This window comes from Serratia sp. CY82433, assembly GCF_052166535.1.
Taxonomy (GTDB): domain Bacteria; phylum Pseudomonadota; class Gammaproteobacteria; order Enterobacterales; family Enterobacteriaceae; genus Serratia; species Serratia sarumanii.
In genome coordinates this window covers 98,725-121,481 of the sequence record NZ_JBJNOR010000006.1, presented here as the reverse complement: position 1 = coordinate 121,481, position 22,757 = coordinate 98,725, and the positions used below count along the sequence as shown (strand labels likewise).

Annotated in this window: 20 protein-coding genes; 11 read left to right on the top strand and 9 right to left on the bottom strand. The window is 60.0% G+C overall.

What is annotated here, in order from left to right:
* Positions 1-7 precede the first annotated feature (7 nt).
* The 3 genes from glgX to asd form a co-directional block, all read right to left on the bottom strand.
* Complete coding sequence (gene glgX, locus ACJ8PI_RS21425; RefSeq protein WP_033654447.1) at positions 8-1,990, bottom strand: glycogen debranching protein GlgX; 1,983 nt, start codon at positions 1,988-1,990, stop codon at positions 8-10.
* Positions 1,987-4,173 carry a 1,4-alpha-glucan branching protein GlgB gene (gene glgB, locus ACJ8PI_RS21420; RefSeq protein WP_047570194.1) on the bottom strand — a complete coding sequence of 729 codons (2,187 nt, stop codon included), beginning with the start codon at positions 4,171-4,173 and terminating at the stop codon, positions 1,987-1,989. The genes glgX and glgB overlap by 4 nt, the downstream gene beginning before the upstream one ends.
* A 442-nt stretch (positions 4,174-4,615) precedes the next feature.
* Positions 4,616-5,719 carry an aspartate-semialdehyde dehydrogenase gene (asd, locus tag ACJ8PI_RS21415; RefSeq protein ID WP_033636337.1) on the bottom strand — a complete coding sequence of 368 codons (1,104 nt, stop codon included), beginning with the start codon at positions 5,717-5,719 and terminating at the stop codon, positions 4,616-4,618.
* A 193-nt stretch (positions 5,720-5,912) separates the two neighbouring features.
* Here asd and ACJ8PI_RS21410 point away from each other — a divergent pair, with 193 nt between their 5' ends.
* The gene (locus ACJ8PI_RS21410; protein WP_033654449.1) at positions 5,913-6,506 is read left to right on the top strand and encodes a YhgN family NAAT transporter; all 594 of its coding nucleotides are present in this window, start codon (positions 5,913-5,915) and stop codon (positions 6,504-6,506) included.
* A gap of 30 nt (positions 6,507-6,536) precedes the next feature.
* Here the strand turns inward: ACJ8PI_RS21410 and gntK are convergent, their stop codons facing one another.
* From gntK to gntR, 3 genes are all read right to left on the bottom strand, one after another.
* Positions 6,537-7,064: a gluconokinase gene (gene gntK / locus ACJ8PI_RS21405; RefSeq protein WP_033636338.1), complete on the bottom strand. Its 528-nt coding sequence runs from the start codon at positions 7,062-7,064 to the stop codon at positions 6,537-6,539.
* A 101-nt stretch (positions 7,065-7,165) separates the two neighbouring features.
* Positions 7,166-8,482 carry a gluconate transporter gene (gntT, locus tag ACJ8PI_RS21400; RefSeq protein ID WP_033636339.1) on the bottom strand — a complete coding sequence of 439 codons (1,317 nt, stop codon included), beginning with the start codon at positions 8,480-8,482 and terminating at the stop codon, positions 7,166-7,168.
* Between the two features lie 341 nt (positions 8,483-8,823).
* Positions 8,824-9,819, bottom strand: a complete 996-nt coding sequence (gntR, locus tag ACJ8PI_RS21395; protein WP_004930833.1) for a gluconate operon transcriptional repressor GntR — start codon at positions 9,817-9,819, stop codon at positions 8,824-8,826.
* A 224-nt stretch (positions 9,820-10,043) separates the two neighbouring features.
* Between gntR and yhfZ the strand changes: the two genes are divergently transcribed.
* The 8 genes from yhfZ (at position 10,044) to ACJ8PI_RS21355 (ending at position 17,341) form a co-directional block, all read left to right on the top strand.
* Positions 10,044-10,955 carry a GntR family transcriptional regulator YhfZ gene (yhfZ, locus tag ACJ8PI_RS21390; RefSeq protein WP_049213044.1) on the top strand — a complete coding sequence of 304 codons (912 nt, stop codon included), beginning with the start codon at positions 10,044-10,046 and terminating at the stop codon, positions 10,953-10,955.
* Positions 10,956-10,965: 10 nt separating this feature from the next.
* A complete protein-coding gene (locus tag ACJ8PI_RS21385; RefSeq protein ID WP_033654451.1) occupies positions 10,966-11,322 on the top strand; it encodes a hypothetical protein in 357 nt (118 codons plus the stop codon).
* Positions 11,323-11,414: 92 nt separating this feature from the next.
* On the top strand, positions 11,415-12,575 hold the full coding sequence (locus ACJ8PI_RS21380; protein WP_049213043.1) for a YhfX family PLP-dependent enzyme: 1,161 nt from the start codon (positions 11,415-11,417) through the stop codon (positions 12,573-12,575).
* A 53-nt stretch (positions 12,576-12,628) separates the two neighbouring features.
* Positions 12,629-13,858 carry a phosphopentomutase gene (locus tag ACJ8PI_RS21375; RefSeq protein ID WP_041037050.1) on the top strand — a complete coding sequence of 410 codons (1,230 nt, stop codon included), beginning with the start codon at positions 12,629-12,631 and terminating at the stop codon, positions 13,856-13,858.
* Complete coding sequence (locus tag ACJ8PI_RS21370; protein ID WP_033654454.1) at positions 13,851-14,744, top strand: phosphotriesterase-related protein; 894 nt, start codon at positions 13,851-13,853, stop codon at positions 14,742-14,744. Before ACJ8PI_RS21375 ends, ACJ8PI_RS21370 begins: the two co-directional genes overlap by 8 nt.
* A gap of 13 nt (positions 14,745-14,757) precedes the next feature.
* Entirely contained in the window at positions 14,758-15,111 is a 354-nt protein-coding gene (locus ACJ8PI_RS21365) for a DUF2620 domain-containing protein (protein ID WP_033654455.1), read from the top strand.
* 10 nt (positions 15,112-15,121) lie between these two features.
* Entirely contained in the window at positions 15,122-16,432 is a 1,311-nt protein-coding gene (locus tag ACJ8PI_RS21360; RefSeq protein WP_047570181.1) for a YhfT family protein, read from the top strand.
* 54 nt (positions 16,433-16,486) lie between these two features.
* Positions 16,487-17,341, top strand: coding sequence for an acid phosphatase (locus tag ACJ8PI_RS21355; RefSeq protein WP_049235329.1), 855 nt, complete (start codon positions 16,487-16,489; stop codon positions 17,339-17,341).
* Positions 17,342-17,416: 75 nt separating this feature from the next.
* Here ACJ8PI_RS21355 and ACJ8PI_RS21350 read toward each other — a convergent pair whose 3' ends face one another.
* A complete protein-coding gene (locus ACJ8PI_RS21350) occupies positions 17,417-18,301 on the bottom strand; it encodes a hypothetical protein (RefSeq protein ID WP_230200706.1) in 885 nt (294 codons plus the stop codon).
* 693 nt (positions 18,302-18,994) lie between these two features.
* The gene (locus ACJ8PI_RS21345) at positions 18,995-19,690 is read right to left on the bottom strand and encodes a pirin family protein (protein WP_033636340.1); all 696 of its coding nucleotides are present in this window, start codon (positions 19,688-19,690) and stop codon (positions 18,995-18,997) included.
* A gap of 389 nt (positions 19,691-20,079) precedes the next feature.
* On the opposite strand from ACJ8PI_RS21345, the gene ACJ8PI_RS21340 reads away from it, so the two are divergent.
* Together ACJ8PI_RS21340 and ACJ8PI_RS21335 are read left to right on the top strand one after the other, a co-directional pair.
* The gene (locus tag ACJ8PI_RS21340; protein WP_164134869.1) at positions 20,080-20,595 is read left to right on the top strand and encodes a GNAT family N-acetyltransferase; all 516 of its coding nucleotides are present in this window, start codon (positions 20,080-20,082) and stop codon (positions 20,593-20,595) included.
* Entirely contained in the window at positions 20,588-21,769 is a 1,182-nt protein-coding gene (locus tag ACJ8PI_RS21335) for a P1 family peptidase (RefSeq protein WP_164134870.1), read from the top strand. The genes ACJ8PI_RS21340 and ACJ8PI_RS21335 overlap by 8 nt, the downstream gene beginning before the upstream one ends.
* Before the next feature lie 58 nt (positions 21,770-21,827).
* Here the strand turns inward: ACJ8PI_RS21335 and iolE are convergent, their stop codons facing one another.
* The gene (gene iolE / locus ACJ8PI_RS21330; protein ID WP_019455194.1) at positions 21,828-22,724 is read right to left on the bottom strand and encodes a myo-inosose-2 dehydratase; all 897 of its coding nucleotides are present in this window, start codon (positions 22,722-22,724) and stop codon (positions 21,828-21,830) included.
* Positions 22,725-22,757: the final 33 nt, after the last annotated feature.

The window sequence follows — 22,757 nt, the reverse complement described above, 5'->3', positions numbered from 1 at the left end:
CCTTTTATTATTTCCGTACCAGAACGCAAAGCGAGCGCGCGGCCTGGTGCCAGGCGGGTAACACCGCCCGTGAGTCTTCCTGAGTGAACGGGGCGACAACCTGCCAATCGCCTTCCGGCAACCTCATCTCCACCGTTTGCGGCGTGGCGTTGACCAGCAGCAGCCAGCGCTGCGACAGCAGGATCTGCATGAGCAGATCGCCTTGCTCCCACTGCTGCGCGTCGAGCGGCTGCCCTTGCGCATTCAGCCACTGCACGTTGCCGTCGTCCTGCTGCCACCAGCGGTCCTGTTGCAACGCGGGGATCTGGCGGCGCAGCGCGATCAGCGCCGCGACGTAATCGGTCAACGCGTCATCCGCCGTGGCCCAATCGAGCCAGGTGGTGGCGTTGTCCTGACAATAGGCGTTGTTGTTCCCCTGCTGGCTGTGTCCCTGTTCATCGCCGGCCAGCAGCATCGGCGTTCCCTGGGACAGCAACAGCGTGGCGAGCATCGCCCGCTGGCTGGCCCTGCGGCGTTGCACAATGGCGTCGTCGGCGACCAGGCCTTCCACTCCGTGGTTGTTGCTGAAATTGCGATCGCTGCCGTCACGGTTGCCTTCGCCGTTCGGCTGGTTGTGTTTCTCGTTGAAGCTGACCACGTCCTGCAGGGTAAAACCGTCATGGGCGGTCAGCATGTTGACGGTGGCGTAAGGCGCCCGCCCGCGCTGGTTGTACAGATCGCTGGAGGCGGCGAAACGCCGGGCGAACTGGCCGAGCGACACGCCGCTCTGCAGCCAGAAACGGCGCATGTCGTCGCGATAATGGTCGTTCCATTCGGCGAAGCGGCCGGGGAACGCCCCCACCTGATAGCCGCCGGGGCCAACGTCCCAGGGTTCGGCGATCAGCTTGCAGCGCGACAGCACATCGTCCGCCAGCATCGCCTGGAACAGCGGCGCATCGCGATCGAATCCCGGCGTGCGGCCGAGCACGCTGCCCAGATCGAAGCGGAAACCGTCGACGTGGCACTCCCGTACCCAAAAACGCAGGCAATCCATCACCCAGGCCACGCCCTGCGGCTGATCGAGCCGCAGGGTGTTGCCGCAGCCGGTGTCGTTGACGTAGTCACCTTCCGGCGTCAGCCAGTAGTAGCTCTGGTTATCGATGCCGCTCAGCGACAGCATCGGCCCGTCCCTATCCAGCTCGGCGCTGTGGTTGAACACCACGTCGAGGATCACCTCGATGCCGGCTTGGTGCAGCGCCTTGACCGCATCGCGAAATTCGTTCAGCGGCGTGCCGTCGGTGCTCAGGCTGGCGTAGCGGTTGTCCGGCGCATAGGGCGCCAGCACGTTATAGCCCCAGTAGTTGATCAGCCCCAGCCGCTGCAGCCGCGGTTCGGAGGTATGTTGCTGCACCGGCAGCAGTTCCAGCGCGGTGATGCCGAGGCGTTTGAAGTGGGCGATCATCACCGGGTGCCCCAGCGCGGCGAAACTGCCGCGCAGCGCCGGCGGGATCTTCGGGTGCAGCAGCGTCAGGCCGCGCACGTGCGCTTCGTAAATCACCGTCTGCCCCCAGGGCGTGGCGGGCGGGCGATCGTCCTGCCAGTCGTACTGTTCGTCCACCACCACGCATTTCGGCATCAGCTCGGCGCTGTCGTGCGGATCAGGCTGTTCGTAACCGCCGTGCAGGTGCGGGTGATCCGCCACCGGCCCCTCCACCGCGCGCGCGGCCGGATCGAGCGCCAGCTTGTTGGGGTTGAAACGCTGCCCGTTCGCCGGGTCGAACGGGCCGTAGACCCGGTAACCGTAACGTTGCCCCGGCCTGCCGCCCGGCAAATAGCCATGCCAGATATCGCCGCTGCGCGCCGGCAGCGGCAGGCGCACTTCGCGTTGCTGGCCGTCGAACAGGCACAGCTCCACCCGCTCGGCGTGCGCCGAGTACAGGGTAAAGTTGATGCCTTCGCCGTCGTAATGCGCGCCCAGCGGCGCGGCGAGGCCGGCCGTCAGCTCCGTCATGGCGCCTCCCGCAGCAGATAAATGGTCGCCAGCGGCGGCAGCGTCACGCAGATGGAAAAGTCGCGGCCGTGGCTGCCGACCGCTTCGGAAGAGACCCGCCCCTGATTGCCGGCGTTGCTGCCGTGATAGTGGTGCGAATCGGTATTGAGGATCTCGCGATAGTCGCCGGCGCGTGAGAGGCCGATGCGGTAGCGGTAGCGCGGCACCGGGGTAAAGTTGCTGATGGCGATCAGCTCATTGCCCTGCGAATCGTAGCGCGCGAACGCGAACACCGAGTTGTCGTGATCGTCGACCACCAGCCACTCGAAGCCGTCCGGGCGGTAGTCGCGCTCATACAGCGGCGCCTGCTGCCGGTAGCAGTGGTTCAGATCGCGCACCAGCCGCTGCACGCCGTTGTGCCAGTTATCCAGCCCCTCCAGCAAATGCCAATCGAGGCTGGTATCGAAATTCCACTCGCGCCCCTGCGCGAACTCGCAGCCCATAAACAGCAGCTTTTTGCCCGGATGCGCCCACATAAACCCGTAATAGGCGCGCAGGTTGGCGAACTTTTGCCAGGCGTCGCCCGGCATGCGGTCGAGGATCGATTTTTTGCCGTGCACCACTTCATCGTGCGAGATAGGCAACACGAAGTTCTCGGTGTAGGCATACAGCATGCCGAAGGTCATCTGGTTGTGGTGATACTTGCGGTGCACCGGATCGCACTTCATGTAATTGAGCGTGTCGTGCATCCAGCCGAGGTTCCACTTGTAGTGGAATCCCAGGCCATTGGCGTCCGGCGGCAGGGTGACGCCGGGATAGTCGGTGGACTCCTCCGCCAACGTCACCGCGCCCGGCTGCGCCTGGCCGATAGTCTGGTTGGTATAACGCAGGAAGGCGATCGCCTCCAGGTTCTCGTTGCCGCCGTAGTAATTCGGCACCCACTCGCCGTCGGCGCGGCTGTAGTCGCGATAGATCATCGACGCCACCGCATCGACCCGCAGCGCGTCGATACCGAAGCGCTCCAGCCAATACAGCGCGTTGCCCGCCAGGTAGTTGCGCACCTCGTGGCGGCCGTAGTTGTAGATCAGCGTATTCCAGTCCTGGTGGTAGCCTTCGCGCGGATCGGCGTATTCGTACAGCGCGGTGCCGTCAAAATTCGCCAGGCCGTAGGCGTCGCTCGGGAAATGCCCCGGCACCCAATCGAGGATCACGTTGATGCCCGCCTCATGCGCCGCCGCCACGAACGCCCGGAAATCGGCCGGCGTGCCGAAGCGCCGGGTCGGCGCATACAGCCCCAGCGGCTGGTAGCCCCAGCTGCCGTCGAACGGGTGCTCGTTGATCGGCAGCAGCTCGATATGGGTGAATCCCATGTCCTTCACATAGTCGATAAGCTGCACCGCCAGCTCGCCGTAGCTGAGCCAGAAATGGTTGTCGGTGTGGCGGCGCCATGAGCCGAGATGCACCTCGTAGATGGCGATCGGCTGGTCAAAATCGTTGGCGCGGCGGCGCGCCTGCGTCGACGGCACCACCTCCGGCAGCGGCGCCACCAGCGAGGCGGTGTCCGGGCGCATCTGCGCCTCGAAGGCGTAAGGATCGGCTTTCAGCTGGGTATTGCCGTAGCAATCGACGATTTCATATTTGTACAGCTGGCCGGCCCGCACGCCGGGCAGGAACAGCTCCCAGATGCCGTTTTCACGCCGCAGACGCATCGGATGGCGGCGGCCGTCCCAGAAGTTGAACTCCCCCACCACCGAGACGCGCTGGGCGTTGGGCGCCCAAACGGCAAAGCTGACGCCGTCGACGTCATCCAACGTGGCGAGGTGAGCCCCCAGGCGTTCATAGGGGCGCAGGTGCGTGCCCTCGGCCAATAGCCAGCTGTCGATGTCCTGCAGCAGCGGGCCGAACCGATAGGGATCGTCGACGGTCTGTTGGTGATCGCGCCAGCTGACCTGCAGCTGATAGCGGAAAGGATTTTTGCGCCGCGGCACCACGGCACTGAAGAAGCCGCGCGGATCGTCGCAGTTCAACTGCACCAGACGCCGGCCGGTTTGCTGTTCCACCAGCCAGACTGCGCCAGCGTCCGGCAGCAGCGCGCGCACCTGCAGACCGTTATCGGTCGCATGCATGCCAAGCAGAGCAAAGGGGTCGGCGTAATGGCCGGAGATGATCTGATCAATCACGTCACGATCGGGAAGTACAGGCATAGTCTTCTTCCTTAGATTAACAGCATGATCTAAGCACGGCTTGTTGGTTATTCCTTGGCCGTTTTTGTCATCATGCAATGCATTCGGTATCCAAAGCGTGATTGCGGTCGGTTATTGACCAATCTTTACTCTGCCGACCTGAATTTCGCTCTTTATGCTTATTTTTTGAAATATTTCAGTCATGGTGAAAAATTGTTCGCCCATGCGTTAAGCATAGCCAATGTCTGTTAAAAACTGCTCAGCATTGCTCAGGAAAATTCTTCATTAAGAAAACTGCCAGCCTGGCGGCGCCGGCATGCGGCGGCCGACGAGGAGATATGCGGGGTACAGCTCATTGAAGCAGGGCTTGCGATGACGTTGCCCGACGCGGACGCGGCGAACAAAAAAGTGGAAAATAAGGCTTTAGGGGGCTGAAAGCAGCCAGCCCCCAGGAAGTGCGGGTTTACAGCAGAATACGCAGCATGCGGCGCAGCGGCTCGGCCGCGCCCCACAGCAGCTGGTCGCCCACGGTGAACGCCGACAGGTACTCCGGCCCCATATTCAGCTTGCGCAGACGGCCGACCGGCGTATTCAGCGTGCCGGTCACCGCCGCCGGCGTCAGTTCGCGCATGGTCAGCTCACGGTCGTTCGGGATCACGCGCACCCAGTCGTTGTGCGTCGCCAGCATCTGCTCGATTTCCGGCAGCGACACGTCTTTTTTCAGCTTCAGGGTGAACGCCTGGCTGTGGCAGCGTAGCGCGCCGACGCGCACGCACAGACCATCGACCGGGATCACGCTGCCGGTGTTCAGAATCTTGTTGGTTTCCGCCTGGCCTTTCCACTCTTCGCGGCTCTGGCCGTTGTCGAGCTGCTTGTCGATCCACGGGATCAGGCTGCCGGCCAGCGGCACGCCGAAGTTATCGGTCGGCAGTTTGCCGCTGCGGGTGGCCTCGGTCACCTTACGCTCGATATCCAGAATGGCGGAAGCCGGATCCTGCAGCTCTTTCGCCACGTCGGCATGCAGCATGCCCATCTGGGTCAGCAGTTCGCGCATGTGGCGCGCGCCGCCGCCGGAGGCCGCCTGATAGGTGGCGACCGACGCCCACTCCACCAGATCGTTGGCGAACAGGCCGCCGAGCGACATCAGCATCAGGCTGACGGTGCAGTTGCCGCCGACGAAGGTTTTGATGCCGTTGTCCAGGCCCTGCTGAATCACCGCGTGGTTGACCGGATCCAGGATGATGATGGCGTCGTCCTGCATGCGCAGCGAAGAGGCCGCGTCGATCCAGTACCCCTGCCAACCGCTGGCGCGCAGCTTAGGATACACTTCGTTGGTATAATCGCCGCCCTGACAGGTAATAATGATATCGAGCGCGCTCAGCGCGTCGATATCATACGCATCCTGCAGCGTGCCCTGCTGGCCGCCGAAGGCCGGCGCGGCGGAACCGTGCTGCGAGGTGGAGAAAAAGACCGGGCGAATGGCGTCGAAATCGCGCTCTTCCGTCATGCGTTGCATGAGAACCGAGCCGACCATTCCGCGCCAACCGATGAAACCAACGTTTTTCATAATATCTATGTCCCGCCCGGATAAGGGCTTATGTAGGTGATAACGAGTTGTGTGCAATATCTCCTCACCTTACAAAATGTCGGCGCGGGCGCAAAGTGAATTTATTCGATGGCTGGGGATTTCTCAGCAATCCTTCTTATAGGCAAGGACGCGGCCGGAAAGGCCGAGGCGTTTTCCCGATCACGAGGTCACCATGACAGAGATGATTTCCGCTACGGTATTGCTGTTTTTAATTATGGATCCGCTGGGCAACCTGCCGATTTTCATGTCGGTGCTCAAGCATCTGGAACCGCGCCGCCGCCGGGTAGTGCTGATCCGCGAGCTGCTGATCGCCCTGCTGCTGATGCTGATCTTCCTGTTCGCCGGCGAGAAAATTCTGGCGTTCCTCAACCTGCGCACCGAAACCGTCTCCATTTCCGGCGGCATCATCCTGTTTCTGATCGCCATCAAGATGATTTTCCCCACGCAGGAGGGGAACAGCTCCGGGCTGTCCGCCGGCGAAGAACCCTTCCTGGTGCCGCTGGCGATCCCGCTGGTGGCCGGGCCGTCGATTCTGGCGGCGCTGATGCTGCTGTCGCACCAGTATCCGCATCAGCTGCCCCATCTGGTGGCGGCGCTGTTGATCGCCTGGGGCCTCTCTGCGGCCATTTTGCTGATGTCGAACCTGTTCCTGCGCCTGCTGGGCAGCAAAGGCGTCAGCGCGCTGGAACGGTTGATGGGGCTGATTCTGGTGATGCTGTCGACCCAGATGTTCCTGGACGGCATACGGGCTTACATGAAGCTGTAGGCGCCTGGCGGCGCCGACGACGGCCCGCGCTCAGCGGGCGGTGATGCGGTTGATGCAGGCGAGCGTGTCGGCGACCACGCCGTCCAGCGGCTGGTTGATGTCGATCGCCTGCACATCCGGCTCCTGCTCGCCCGGCTCTTCCAGCGTGGCGAACTGCGAAACCAGCATCTGCGGTTTGAAGAAGTGGCCCTTGCGCTGTTTCAGGCGCTCCTCAATCACCGTCTTGTCCCCTTTCAGGTAGAGGAAATGCAGGTTGCGATTGCCTTCGCGCAGGCGGTCGCGATAGCTTTTTTTCAGCGCCGAACACACCAGCAGCGACACCGGATTGGTGCGTTGCATGGCGAAGATGGCGTCGTTCAAGGCCGCCAGCCACGGGGCGCGATCGTTGTCGTCCAGCGCGTGCCCGGCGGCCATTTTGTTGATGTTGGCGCGCGGGTGCAGGTAATCGCCGTCCAGCATGGCGGCATCGGCCTCGTGGGCGACGGCGCTGGCCACGGCGGATTTGCCGCTGCCGGATACGCCCATCAGGATAAATACGTGATTCTGCGGATTACTCATTGTGTCATGCCCTTATGGGAACTGGCGCGAGCGCGCCAAATGCGTCCCGACTGATAAAGATACTCTGGAACGCCGACGCCCCGCAGGGCGCCGGATAAAGATTATACGACCGTCGCCAGCAGCAGGCAGCCCACCAGGCCGCACACCGAGATGATGGTTTCCAGCACCGACCAGGATTTGATGGTTTCCATGATGCTCAGGTTGAAGTACTCCTTGAACAGCCAGAAGCCCGGATCGTTAACGTGCGAGAAGATAACGCTGCCGGAACCGACCGCAATCACCATCAGCTCAGGGCTGACGCCGGTGGTGGCGATCAGCGGGGCGACGATGCCGCCGGCGGTGATCGCCGCTACGGTGGCGGAACCCAGCGCCAGACGCAGCGCGGCGGCGATTGACCAGGCCATCAGAATCGGCGAAACGTTGCTGCCTTCCATCAGGCCGGCGATGTACTGCTCGACGCCGCTGTCCACCAGCACCTGCTTGAAGGCGCCGCCGCCGCCGATGATCAACAGCATCATGGCGATGATTTTAATCGAATCGGTGATGGTGCCCATCACTTCATCCATGGTGCGGCCGCGGTTCAGGCCGAAGGTGAAGATAGCGATCAGCACGGCGATCAGGGTCGCCATCACCGGGTCGCCGAAGAACTCGGCGAAACGCAGCAGGCTGTGGCCCTTCGGCAACACCATTTCAGCGACCGCGCGCAGTGCCATCAGGATCACCGGCACCAGCGACGTGGCGACGCTGACGCCAAAGCTCGGCATCTCCGCTTCGGTAAAGGTTTTCGGGTTGTACAGGCCTTCCGGCACCGGCTTGTCGATGCCTTTCAGGAAGCGGGCATAAACCGGGCCGGCCAGGATCACCGTCGGGATCGCCAGCAGCGTGCCGTACAGCAGGGTTTTACCCATATCGGCATGGAAGATGGTGGCGATGGCGGTCGGGCCCGGGTGCGGCGGCAGGAAGCCGTGGGTCACCGACAGCGCGGCGGCCATCGGCACGCCGACGTACAGCAGCGGGATGCGCGCGGAGGCGGCGATGGTGAACACCAGCGGCAGCAGCAGCACGAAGCCCACTTCGTAGAACAGCGCGAAGCCGACGGTGAAGCCGGTCAGCACCACCGCCCATTGAATGTGTTTTCTGCCGAACTTGTCGATCAGCGTGGTGGCGATGCGCTGCGCGCCGCCACAGTCCGCCAGCAGCTTGCCGAGCATGGCGCCGAAGCCCATGATCAGCGCCAGGCTGCCCAACGTGCCGCCCACGCCGGCCTTGATGGAGCCGATGACTTTATCGACCGGCATGCCCTGTGCGATCCCGACCGCCAGGGCAACCAGCACCAGAGAGATAAAGCCGTTCAGCTTGAAGCGGATCATCAGCAGCAGCAGCAGCGCTACGCCGCCTGCAACAATCACTAATGGCATAATTTTTCTCCAACCTTTTATCGCGACTCTCTTTACGATAGGCGTAAAGCGTGCGGTTGTTTTATTTTTAGGCTCTTTCCCGGTGTTATAAGAAGAGCTGTAGGTGTTGTTGAGTCAGAGGTTCAGTCTTGCAGCAAGATGACCGCACACTCGTTGTTACCGGTATCATGATACCGGTAACAACGAGTGTGCCGGAACCGGGTAAGCGGCTAAAATTCGCGTTCTGGGACAGAGATCAAACTTATACCGGCAACGAGCGGCGGGCTTACAGGCGGGATAACCCGCGCGCCTCAGGGCGCGCTGCAAAAAGAAAGGGTGTTAAAACAGAACGTTAAAATGGCTCAGATACTGCCGCCGGGGATCACGGTGAAACCGACGTCCACCATGCGCGGGCACACCGTTTCGCCGCGCAGCCGAGCCAGCAAGCGCTCGGCGCCGATCTGCCCCATGCGTTCGCGCGGCGTCAGCACGCTGGCCAACTTCGGCACCATCACCTGGCCGATATCATGGCCGTGGAAACCGGCGATCGCCATGTCCTGCGGGATCGACAGCCCCTGCCGCTGGCACTCGAAGGCCGCGCCGATCGCCAGGTCATCGTTGGTGCAGAAGATACTGTCGATCTGCGGGTAGTCGCGCTGCGCCTGGCGCAGCAGCTCGCCGCCGGCGGAATAGGAGGAAGAGCGTGCGGTCATGATGCTGTACGGCTCCAGGCCGGATTCGCGCATCGCCTGCTCATACCCCTGCTGTTTGATGATGGTACGTTCATCCTGTCGGGCGCCGAAATAGACCACGTGACGGTGGCCGTGCGCGATGATCTGCTGGGTCATCTGGCGCGCCGCCTCGAAGTTGTTGAAGCCCACCGCCAGATCGATGCACGGCGAGACGCAGTCCATCAGCTCCACCACCGGAATGCCCGCCACCTCGATCATTTTCAGGGTGCGTGGCGTGTGATGGCGCTCAGACAGGATCAGGCCGTCGATATTGTAAGAAAGCAGCGAGGTCAGACGCTCTTCTTCACGCTCCGGCAGGTAGCCATAGTGCGCCAGCATGGTCTGGTAGTTGTGCGCGTCGGTGACGCTTTCGATGCCGCGCAGCACTTCGGCGAACACTTGGTTGGTCAGCGACGGCAACAGCACGCCAATCGCCCGGCTGGTGGCGTTGGAGAGGATGTCCGGCGCGCGGTTGGGGATGTAACCCAGCTCATCCAGCGCGACGGCGATTTTTTGCTGCAGGGCGGCAGAAACCTGGTCGGGATTGCGCAGATAACGGCTCACCGTCATCTTGGTCACGCCCACCTTGTCCGCCACATCCTGGAGTACCGGCCGTTTTTTCTTCATTATCAATGAACTGACTAACCGTGAATGGGCAGTCATTTTAGCAAAAAAAACGGCGGGCCGATATTGTCGGTTATGCGACGGCCAACAGAACTCACAGATTCTCCGCGCCAAGCGGAAACCGATAACCGCTACGTGCACTTCATCACACATTCGCCGTAATTTTTGGATCTCTCCACGCTTTTGGTGTATCCCTGACACAAATCTTCACTTAAATGAATATTTAAATGAGCCGCAGTCAATTTATAAAAAAAGAAGGGTTATCGCTGAGCTGTCTGGCGATGTACTTGCTGGGATGCCAACCGGGGGAGCGATTAAAAACGATTGGCGAACTGGCCCGCGACAACGCCCTGTCCATCGGTTTGATGCAGGCGGCGCTCAAGACACTGGAAAACGCAGGCTGCATAACCGTACAACGCAGCGGGCGCAACGGCAGCTTCTTAACCCATGTGGACTATAGGTCGCTGCTGGATTACGCCAACATTTCCCGCGTTGTTTGCGCCATGCCGTTACCCTATACCCGCGAGTACGAGGGGCTCGCCAGCGGATTGAAGCGCGAGTTTTCCGACGTACCGTTCTACTTCGCACATATGCGGGGAGCGGATATTCGCGTGGAATGTTTGCGCAATGGCATTTATGACCTGGCGGTCGTCTCGCGTCTGGCCGCCGAAGAGTATGTAAGCCGGCCGGAAAACGGGGTGAAGATCGCGGCGACGCTTGGAGAGCATTCTTGGGTATCGCATCAAATCATTCGCCGCCGCGGGGATCACGGCGCGGTGCGCAGAGTCGGCGTGGACTGCCGTTCGATGGACCAAAAGCTGCTGACGGATATGATTTATGACCCGGCGGCGGTCGCACGGGTGGAAATTCCTTACCACGACTGCCTGAGCCGGCTCGAAAACGGCACCATCGATGCCGTCGTCTGGAACGTCGAGAACCGCCAGGTGTTGGCCCGCTACGGGCTGGAGGCCGTGCCCCTGGAAGGGGATCAACGCGTCGTGCTGGCGACGGAGGCTACCATTTTAATCCGCAGCGATGACCGAAGCACCGGGAAACTGCTGGATACTTTTGTCGATACGCATCGGGTTCGCCAGCATCAGCGCGCCGTGGTGTCAGAAGAGATTGAGCCCAGCTATTGAAGGAGAGATTGTGGAAGAGAAGATGAAGCTGCTTTGCCAGGCCGGAGTGATAGATGAAGATATCTTCCGCGGCATGTTGCAAGTCATTGACGATCTGGAAACGCGCTGGGGGCGCCCGCTGCCCGAGGAACAGGGATGGATGGCCATCGCGCATATGGCGAACGCGCTGATGCGTTCACGGCGCGGCGAAATCATCGCACCGCTGGGCGAGGATTTTCTGCAGGAGATCGCCGCATCGGGTGAACTGCCCCGCCTGCGGCGGCTGAATGATGGGCTGCTGGCAAAGTTCAGCGTACGGCTGCATCCCAACGAGGAAGGTTATCTCTTGGCCAACCTGTTCGGCTTGTCTCCCCAACAGCGGCATTGATTTTTTCGCAACAAATGTTCAAAAAAATGAATATTTAAACGACGGCCAATCTGATGTTCCGGAAACCGCTGTCTTAAGGAGTCGCCAACCCTATGTTTTTAGATGCGCTACGCAAACAAAATCAGCCGCTGATTGACGCGTCGATCGGGCTGCTGCGCCAGCACAAACTCACGCCGGACACCTGGGTGATCGATGTGGATATGGTGAAACAGAATGCGCGCCGCATTCTGCAAACGGCGGAAGAATATCGTGTGACGCCGTATGTGATGAGCAAGCAGTTCGGCCGTAATCCCTGGCTAACCCAACAAATTATCGACCAGGGGTTCAGCGGAGCGGTGGCGGTGGATTTCCGCGAGGCGCGATGCCTGGCCAATAACGGCGTGCCGCTTCGCCATCTGGGGCATTTAGTGCAAATTCCGGACGGGGAAATCGAGAGCGCGCTGCGATGCCGGCCGGAAGTCATCACGGTTTTCTCATTTGAGAAAGCGCGCAGGATCGCCGAATGCGCCCGGCGTCTCGGCATGCGGCAACGCCTGCTGCTGAAAGTATGCCAGACCGGCGATATCGTCTACCCCGGTCAGGAAGGCGGCTTCCAGCCTGACGAGCTGGTCGATGTCGCGGCGCGCATCGCCGCGCTTGGCGGCGTGGAGATCGTCGGCGTCACGAATTTTCCTTGCGCCCTGGCGTCGGCAACGGCGGGCGAAAGCCTCACCACGTCGAACTTTGCCACGCTGGTCAACGCGGCGAAAACGCTGCGCGCGGCGGGCTTTCCTATCGAGCAGGTTAACGCCCCGTCGGCCAATAGCTGCAACACCATCCCTGCGCTTGCCCGCGGCGGCGCGACGCATATTGAACCTGGCCACGCGTTTACCGGCACCATTCCGGCCAATGAATACGGCGATCAACCGGAACGCATCGCCATGCTGTATCTGTCGGAAGTGTCTCATAACGCAGGATCGAACAGCCTGTGCTTCGGCGGCGGCTATTACCGCCGCGGCCGCCTACGGAACGCGCTGGTTTTCGCCGGGGATACCCCCAGCGAGACGCGGACACTGCCGTTCAAATCGGACAATATCGATTACTACCTGGGGCTGGAGGGCAATTTCGCGGTTGGCAGCCCGGTAATCATGTGTTTCCGCACGCAGATCTTCGTCACCCGCAGCGACGTAGCGCTTATCCAGGGCATCAGCGCAGGCCGGCCAACGCTGGCCGGGCTCTACGACAGCCTGGGCAATCCCATCGTCTCGCGGTAATAGCCAAAACGCCGTCGGCGTCTTAGCCGCCAATATCAGGGGGGGAACACAGCATGAACAAATTTGTAGTCCTGGTGATCGACAGCTTTGGCGTCGGCGCCATGGAGGATGTGCCGCAAGTCAGGCCGAACGACGCAGGCGCCAATACCTGCGGCCATATCTTGCAGCAATGTCCCGACCTGCGCCTGCCCGCAATGGAAAGATTGGGCCTGATCAACGCGCTGGGATACCGGGCCAACGTGATGGGGCCCAATCCGCAGGCAAACGTCGGCAAAGCGGCTCTGCAACATGAAGGCGCCGACTCGTTCATGGGGCATCAGGAAATTATGGGAACTCAGCCCAAACAGCCCTTCAGAATGCCGTTCGGCGAAATCATGGATAAAACGGCTGGCGCCCTGCGGAAAGCGGGCTACCGGGTGCAGCGGCTCCCGGTGACGGCGAATACGGCATACCTTTGGGTCAACGACGCCGTGGCCGTCGGCGATAACCTTGAAACCGACCCCGGCCTGGTCTACAACGTGACCGCCAATCTGAACCTGATCGATTACGACACGGTCAGAAAAATCGGCGCCATCGTTAGGCGATGCGCGCCCGTGAGCCGCGTCATTGTCTTCGGCGGAGAAAGCACCAGCAACGAAGCCATCGCCGCAGCGGCGCAAAGCCGGCAAGACATGTACGCCGGCATCGATGCCCCGCGTTCGGGCGTCTACCGGCAAGGCTTCCGGGTCGTTCATTTGGGTTACGGCGTCGATGAGGCCGTACAGGTTCCCGCCTGTCTGCAACGTCAAGGCATCCCGACATCCCTGATAGGGAAAGTGGCGGATATCGTCGCCAATCCCGACGGCGATAACTTCGGCGGGATTGTCGATTCCGCGCAAATCATGGCGCTGACCCTGAGCGAAGCGCAACGACCGGGCCGGCGGTTTATCTGCACCAACATTCAGGAAACCGATCTGGCCGGGCATGCGCAGGATGTGGCGCGTTATGCGGAGCGCCTGCAACTGGTGGACGGATATCTGGCGCATCTCATGTCGCTGCTGGATAAGGACGACGCGTTAGTGGTCATGGCCGATCATGGCAACGACCCAACGATCGGGCATTCACAGCACACGCGCGAGTGCGTGCCCCTGCTGGTCTGGCGCCCGGGCGTTACTGGCGTCCGGCTGGGAGATCGGGCCACGCTGTCCGACGTGGGCGCCTCCGTTTGCGACGCCTTCGGCGCTCCCGCACCGCAGAACGGCACCTCTTTTTTCTCATTATTGCAGGGGAATTCTCATGGCTGATCAGATTGAATGGCTCAACGCCGACGGCTACACCTATGCGCATGAACATCTGCACATCGATCTTTCACCGTTTAAGCATAACGATGACTGTCGCCTCGACAGCTATGCTCTGCTGCGCGATGAAATGGAGGCGTTGATGGCGCGGGGAGTCCGCAACATCGTCGAGGTAACGAACCGCTATATGGGGCGGGATGTCCACTTCATCGCGCGCCTGATGCGCGACACCGGTATCAACGTGCTGCTCTCCACCGGCTACTACCAACAGGATTTCTATCCCGAACACGTCGCCACCCGAGACGCGCAAACGCTGGCCGCCGAAATGATTGCCGAAATTGAATGCGGCATCGACGGCAGCGGCCTGTGCGCTGGCGTGATTGCCGAAATCGGCAGCAGCGAGGGCCGAATCACGCCCGACGAATCAAAAATGTTCCACGCCGCCGCCCTCGCTCACCACGCCACGGGGCGGCCAATCTCCACGCATACCAGTTTCAGCACCATGGGGCCGGAGCAGCTCGCCCTGCTGCAATCTTACGGCGTGCCGGCCGACCGCATCGTGATTGGCCACTGCGATCTGAAAGACAATCTGGAAACTGTCTTGCACCTGATCGATAGGGGCGCGTGGGTGCAGTTCGACACCATTGGCAAAAACAGCTACTACCCGGATGAAAAACGCGTGGCGATGCTGACCGCGCTGTCGCAACGCGGCCTGCTCGAGCGGGTGATGCTGTCGATGGACATCACGCGCCGTTCGCATCTGCGCGGCAACGGCGGCCCCGGCTTCAGCTACCTCATGGACAGTTTCGTTCCGCTGTTGCTGGAGGCGGGGATCGGTCAGCAAGCCGTGACCGCAATGCTGCAACACAACCCAAATCGGTTCTTCAAATAATAAGGTGATAGCCATGAAAAAAATCGGAATTGCAGGTTTACAGCGGGAACAGATCAAACAGGCCATCGAGAGCGCCGCCCCAGGCATTTTTGACGTCAGCATCTTAAGCGACATGGACGCCGCCGCCCGAGTCAAAAACGGCGAACTGGACTATTTCATCGGCGCCTGCAATACCGGCGCCGGCGCTGCGCTGTCCATCGCGATAGCCATCATCGGCTTCAACAAATGCTGCACGATCGCCAAGCCGGGCATTCGTGCGAAAGAAGAGCAAATAACGAAGTGGGTGGCGGAAGGAAAAGTCGCGTTTGGCCTTTCGGTCGAGCACGTCGAACATGCGATCCCGCTGTTGATTCGGCAACTGTCATAAGGAGGCGAAAATGGACCCTATCCTTTCCGTCATTCTGGTGTCCCTGTTGACGGGCATGACGGCGCTGTTATCTCACCGTTCGGCGGCAGTCTTTCATGACGGCATTCGCCCTATCCTTCCGCAACTGGTGGAAGGCCATATGAACCGTCGGGAAGCGGGCAGCATCGCTTTTGGCCTCAGCATAGGGTTCGTGGCCTCCGTCGGCATTTCATTTACCTTGTCCACCGGCTTGCTGAACAGCTGGCTGCTGTTTCTGCCTACCGACATCATCGGCGTGCTGGCCGTCAACGTGTGGCTGGCATTCATTCTCGGCGCCATCTGGGGCATTCTGGTCTTCACCAGCCTGCAGCCCATCAACCAACTCCTGACCTCGCTGCCGGTAGACATCATTGGCGCGCTGGGGGAACTGAGTAACCCGGTCGTGTCGGCCTTCGCGCTCTTTCCCCTGGTCGCCATTTTCTACCAGTTCGGCTGGAAACAGAGCGTGGTCGCGGCCCTGCTGGTGTTGCTGTCGCGCCTGATCGTCGTGCGTTATTTCCCGCATCTGTTCCCGGAGTCGATCGAAATCTTCGTCGGTATGGTTTTGCTGTTGGGCATCGCGATTTTCCGCGATCTGAGAGATCGTCGGACTTCCCCAACGGGTGAAGAGGCTTCGGCCCCGTCGATGTTTGAGGAGCGCACACAGCGCATTATCAACAACCTGCCGCTTATTGCCGTAACCGGCGCGCTGATTTCTGCCGTCGCCAGCATGAAGATCTTCGGAGGCTCCGAAGTCTCGATTTATACGCTGGCGAAAGCCTACGCGCCCGGCATCTCGCCCGAAGAATCAGACGCCCTTCTGCACCAGGCGGCGCTGGCCGAATTCATGCGCGGGCTTGGATTCATTCCGCTGATCGCCACTACCGCGCTGGCGACCGGGGTATATGCGGTGGCGGGCTTCACGTTCGTCTTTGTCGTCGGCTACCTTTCGCCTTCGCCCTGGCTTGCCGCACCGGCGGGCGCCATCGTCATCACGCTGGAAATCCTGCTGCTGCGCTATATCGGCAAATGGCTGGGCCGATATCCTTCGGTGCGCAATGCATCCGACAATATCCGCAACGCGATGAATATGCTGATGGAATTCGCCTTGTTGATCGGCTCCACTTTCGCGGCCATCAAAATGGCCGGGTACACGGGCTTCAGCATGGCGGCGGCGCTCTATTTCCTTAACGAAGCGCTCGGCCGCCCGGTGCTGAAAATCGCCGCGCCGGTGGTGGCGGTCATTATCACCGGCATTCTGCTCAATATTTTCGGCTGGATCGGCCTGTTTGTGCCGCAGTGATCAAACCGTCGCCATTACTGAAACAGCGTCATGCCAGGAAGGGAATATATAACGATGGCTATATTCGCTCTGAACATAAAACGAAGCGCCGTTACAGGGCTCGCCCTGATTTGTCTGCAAAACGTGCCGGCGCATGCCGAGTCCATCGCGCCCAACAGCGATACCCGCGAGCGGTGGCGGGTAGACTATTCGGATATCGGCTATCCGAATGTAGGCTTTTCTCCCTACATAGAAGGCTGGATCAACGGTTATCTTACGCCTGCAGACTATCCGGACGGCGCGGCAATCCTGCCGGCCCCGCCGATTGAAGGCAGCGCGGCCTGGAAAGCCGACGTGGAAACCTTTTACCAGCTTCGCAAACTGCGCGATACGCCCCGGGGCAGGTTGGCGGTGGAGGATGCCAATCTGTCCTTCAATGCCATCGGTCGGGCTTTCTCCGCAGCGTTGGGTACGGAGATATCGCGCCAGCGCACGCCGCATACCCACCTTTTGCTGAGCCGCCTACTCACGGACGCAGGCTATGCTTCCAACGGCGCGAAAAAGGCCCACGCCCGCATTCGCCCCTACTCCGCGCTGCGGGTGGAGAGCTGTACCCCGCAAGAGCACAGTGCGCTCAGCAACGATGGCGGTTCCTATCCCTCCGGGCATGCCGTAACCGGTTTCGTATGGGCGATGACGCTGACGGCCATGGTGCCGCAACGTGCGACGGAGCTCATGCGCAAGGGTTATGAGTTTGGCCGCAGCCGGCTGATTTGCGGCGTACACTGGGCCAGCGATGTCGAAGCCGGCCGCGTGTTGGCGGCCGGTGCCTTTGCTCGATTGCAAGCCAGCGCGGAATATCAGCAGCAATTTCGGGAAGCAAAACGAGAGATAGATCGGCTGTTGCAGCAGCAAACGGAAGAACGCTGACCCTTAGCCCGCGTCGATTCCCCCGCGCTTGCGCGCGGGGGAGTCGTGCCATTACGCAGCGACTATGGAAGAGCATTAGGGGTTAAACGGTGTGTCATAGCCTGCGAACTGATAGACATACTGCAAAATCGCCGTGCCGTTTTCATCCGCCCGATTTTCACGATCGACCAGCAGGGCGGTAATGCCCTCCGCACCGCGCAGATGGGCGCCGCCGAGTAAACCCGACAGCGTGATTTCCACCGCATCCGGCACGCCCGGCGGCGGCGTCAACACGGGATGGCATTCAGACCAACGAATAGTGGTGCCCAAATAATCATTCAGGGTTTTGCCTCTCTCCGCCAGCAAACGCACCATGCCCTCGTACTTATCGACAAAATGATCTTTGGCGACATAGTCCTGTTTATCCGGATCGAGAACATCGTTAAAACTATTAATGCCGTGTTTGCCGGTAAAGGTCCCTTGCCAGGTATTCACATCCGTGACATGCACTTCGCCTTTGCCAGGCAGATTCATGACCTTATCCCGCACGCCGTTGGCCCAATTTGACACCGGCACGTCGGAATAATATTTAGGGAGATGGTTTTCATCATAATGCGTGTAATATCCCAGATCCCAGAAGTCTTGTTCGCTGAGCTGGTAACCGATAAAACCGAGATAGTTCATCGTCGCATACTGCATTTGCTTGAACATCTGAGGATCCGTTGAACCTTGAGTATAGTATTTGCCGATACCCAAACGCTCGAAATATTCTCTTATCGAGACATTGCTTTTGGTTGTCGTGCCATCCTGGGCCCGAATAACCCGGCCGGGATACTCCACATCCTGATAAGATGTCGCGGTTGGATTATCATAATTTTCCGCATAATATTGCGCTTTTTGCGGTTCGATCGTGCTTTCGAAAGTGAGTATCGCATTTAAGAAATCATCATAAGTGCCGTTACGTTCATTTTTAATTTTCATCATTTTTCCTCTATCTCCAGGTATGAGATTGTTTTCTGCAATGGCATTCAGCGTGTCGAAAGCCCGTACGCGTGAGCTCGGACGCCCCTCTGTGGCGCGATTGGAAAACCAAAAAATAAACTGACGAAATAAATTAAAAATATATTTAGCACGCAACCCACTGAGCGGCTATCGTCCAAGTCAAAAATCAGCCACCGTTCTGGCACTCATTTCCGGACCGTTTTATTTACGTATTTCAGCCCGTCAATATTATTTGACCATCAGTTCACAGACGCCCTACCTGAAATTAACATCATGCAAACACAAACAATGGCATTGCCTTTGCAATTAATACGTTATCAGGAAATGATTTATTTATATAATAATTCTAAATCCTTTATTAAATCGCTCGATAAACAGACAGGCTGTAAATATTATTATCAATAATGTAAAGCCAGCTTAATTTAATCGTTGCCGCTCTTATGTCAGGCGTATAAAAATCACACAGCGGCTCCAGAATTAACTTTCTTGCTCAAAAGAAGGCAAACACTTTTTGCAGCCTGGCGCGAAGGAAACGCCAGAAAACCGAGGAAATAACCGGGCCATAACAAGAAAACCAACCCGCACTCCAGGCTAAGCCTGAAGCACCAGGTTGGTCATATTGCGCCGCCTGCCGCATCAGCGGAAGGCAACAACTTGATATTTACCGCCTAATCACACCGGCGGCAGATCGAACAGCAGGATTTCGCTCTCTTCGTCGGCCTGAATCGTCAGACCCGATTCATCCCACACCGCAAACGCGTCGCTGATGCCGGCGGCCTGGCCGTTGACCGAGACCTTGCCGCGCACCACCTGGATCCAAATGCGACGGCCGGCGGCGATTGGGTACTCACCCTGTTCGCCTTTATTCAGCGCCCAACGCGACAACGTCATATCCTGAAACACCTTCAGCGAACCGTCGCGCGCATCCGGCGACAGCACCAGCTGACGGCCCTGCGGCGCGTCGAACATGCGCTGCTCGTAGCGCGGCTCCAGCCCGACCTGATCCGGAATGATCCAAATCTGGTACAGGTGCAGCGGACGATCCTGATTGGCGTTGTACTCGGAGTGACGTACCCCGGTGCCCGCGCTCATTATCTGGAATTCGCCGGCCTGGATCTGCTCCTTGTTGCCCATGCTGTCCTGATGCTCCACCGTGCCGCTCAGCACATAGGTCAGGATTTCCATGTCCTTATGCGGGTGGGTGCCGAAACCCTGCCCGGCGTCGATCACATCTTCGTTGATCACACGCAGCGCCGAGAACCCCATAAAGTTCGGATCGTAGTAGTCGGCAAATGAGAAGGTGTGCCAGCTATCCAGCCAGCCATGATTGGCGTGGCCGCGGTCTTCCGCTTTGCGTACATAAATCATATTCAACTCTCCTCAATGTTTTTTTACAGTCTAGTCCTGCGGGCAGAATAAGAAAGCGTAAAAAACTCATGCCTCTGTTCAAAAATTTCGATGGAATGAAACGGCGGATGGGCAACGGATTTGTTGAAGGCGGAAGCGGTTGAAAAAGGGCAAAAAAAAAGCCAGCACCCGAGCTGGCTAAGTAAACACTGGAAGCAATGTGAGCAATGTCGTGCCTTCGCAGCGAGAGTATCAAGGGTTGATGCCCTCCCCGGAACGCATCGCAATAATAATCATTATCATTCGCACCTGTAAAGCGTTTTTTTTGACCCGTTGAAATAATATTGACTCAAGGCAGTAAACGGATAAATTCAGAGGTTATTCAACCGGTAAGCAACAGGAGCAGCGAGATGAGCGAGATCGTGATACGCCACGTGGAAACAACGGATGCGCAGGCCCTGCATCATCTTTATTCTCTGGCGCCCGTCTACCGCGATACGCTGCAGCTTCCTCTACCGTCCGTCGAGTCCTGGCAGAAGCGCCTCGCCAATCCCGAACCGGGTACGCATAACCTGGCGGCCTTCATCGACGGGCAGCTTACCGGCCAGTTGGCCGTCATGCTGAATCAGCGCGTGCGCCGCCGCCACGTGGCCACCTTCGGCATCGGCGTCGATCCGCACTACCACGGCAAAGGCGTCGGCAGCCGCCTGATGCAGGCGATGATCGACCTGTGCGACAACTGGGCGGCCATCGAACGCATCGAGCTGACGGTGTTCACCGACAACCCGGCGGCCATCGCGCTGTACCGCAAATTCGGTTTCGAGATAGAGGGCACCAGCCGCGCCTATGCCATGCGCGACGGTGTGCTGGTCGATGCCTACCATATGGCGCGTTTGCGCTCCGGGCAGCCGCACGGCGATGCGTAATCGTCCCCACCCGCAGGGGCCGCTGCGCCGGCCCCTGAACATCAACCGCCGAACCTTTTTACAAGCGCTGGCCGGCCTGACCGCCGCCGTCGGCATATTCTCTCCTCTCACCCCATTAGGTGCCGCTATGCCAACTTCCGCCGCCGGGCGCCCAGGCGCCCGCAACCTGATTACCGATGTGCCGGGCCTGAAGGTCGGCGTGGCGCAGGACAGCCGGGTGCGCACCGGCGCGACGGTTATCCTGCCGGACAGCCCGGCGATCGCCGCCGTGGACGTGCGCGGCGGCGGCCCCGCCACCCGGGAAACCGACGCGCTGGGTGAAGACAATTTGGCGCAAACCGTCGATGCGCTGACGTTCAGCGGCGGCTCGGTTTACGGCCTGGCGGCGGCGGACGGCGTCGCAGCCTGGCTGGGGCAACAGGGTAAAGGCTACGCGCTGCGCCCGGCGCCCGGCGTGCCGGTCTCCCCGATCGTGCCCACCGCCTGCCTGTACGATCTGGCCAACGGCGGCGACAAAAACTGGCAGCTCACGCCGCCGTATCGCCAGTTGGGCATCGATGCGGTCGGCAAGGCCGGGCTGGATTTTCCGCTCGGCACCGTCGGCGCCGGCTATGGCGCCATGACCGGCATGGGCAAGCTGAAAGGCGGCCTCGGCTCGGCATCTATCATTGCCGCCAATGGCGCTACCGTCGGCGCGCTGGTGGCGGTCAACAGTTTGGGTGCGGTGGTAGCGCCCGGCACCCGCGCCTTCTGGGCGACGCCCTATGAAATTGACGGTGAATTCGGCAACGGCGGCGCGGCGGCGCTGGCGCAACTGCGCGCCCAAGGCGAAGATTGGATGGAACAAGAGCCGCAGGGCGGCAGAAAGAACACCACCCTGGCCTGTATCGCCACCGATCTGGCGCTGACGCGAGTGGAGTTGAAACGGGTGGCCATCATGGCGCAAGACGGCATAGCGCGCGCTATTCGCCCGCTGCACAGCCCGTTTGACGGCGACGTGGTGTTCGCCCTGTCCACCGGGCAGCGCGAGGTTCAGGGCAGCCGCGAACTGGCGGTGCTGCAAATCGGCGCGCTGGCGGCGGACACCCTGGCCCGAGCGATCGCCCGTGGCGTGCATGCCGCCACGCCGTGGCCAGGCAGCCAGGTCGCAACCTGGCAAACGCTCGGCGGTTAACACGCCGCCACCAAAAAAGGGGCGCTGGCGCCCCTTAATCATGATTAACCCTCGCCGCTTAAATGCCGGCGGTTTCCCGAATATAACGGCGCGCTTTTACCGCATACTCGAACGGGTTGGCCAGCGCCGGATCCTGCTCGGCCTCCACCACCATCCACCCTTTGTAACCGCGCTCGTCCAGCAGCTTGAACACCGGCCTGAAGTCGATCACGCCATCACCCGGCACGGTGAAAGTGCCCTTCTTCACGCCATCGAGGAAGCTCAGCTTGTTGGCCTTCACTTCCGCCACCACCTCATCGCGCACGTCCTTCAGGTGGACGTGGTTGATGCGCGGCAGATACTTCTCCAGGATCGCCATCATCGCCTGCTGACTGCCTTCCGAATAGTAGGCGTGGCCGGTATCGAACAGCAGGTAGACGTCGTCGTTGACCATGCTCATGTAGCGATCGATTTCGGCCGTGGTTTGAATGCCGGTGCCCATGTGGTGGTGCAGACACACCTGCATGCCTTTGCCGGCGGCGATCTTCGCCAGCTCGTTGTAACCGTCGGCCACCCGCTGCCACTCTTCATCGCTGAAGTACGGTTTCTCTTCGAACACGCCTTTGGTGGTGCCCTGAATGCTCTTGCTCTGCTCGGAGCAACCGATCACCCTGGCACCCATGGCATGCAGGAAATTCATGTGGTTGATAAATTCATCGATGGTTTTGTCTTTCTGGCCGTCGGCGAAAAAAGTGCTGAACCAGGCGTTGCAGATCTGGATACCGCGAATGTCCAGCATCGGTTTCAGCACCGCCGGATCGCGCGGGTATTTGCTGCCTACTTCGCTGCCGGTGAAGCCGGCCAGCGCCATTTCACTGACGCACTGCTGGAAGGTATTTTCCTTGCCCAGATCGGGCATGTCGTCGTTGGTCCAGCCGATCGGCGCAATGGCCAATTTCACGTTGTCTTTATTCATGGTCTGCCTCGGTGCTTGGAGGGCCGCCGGCGC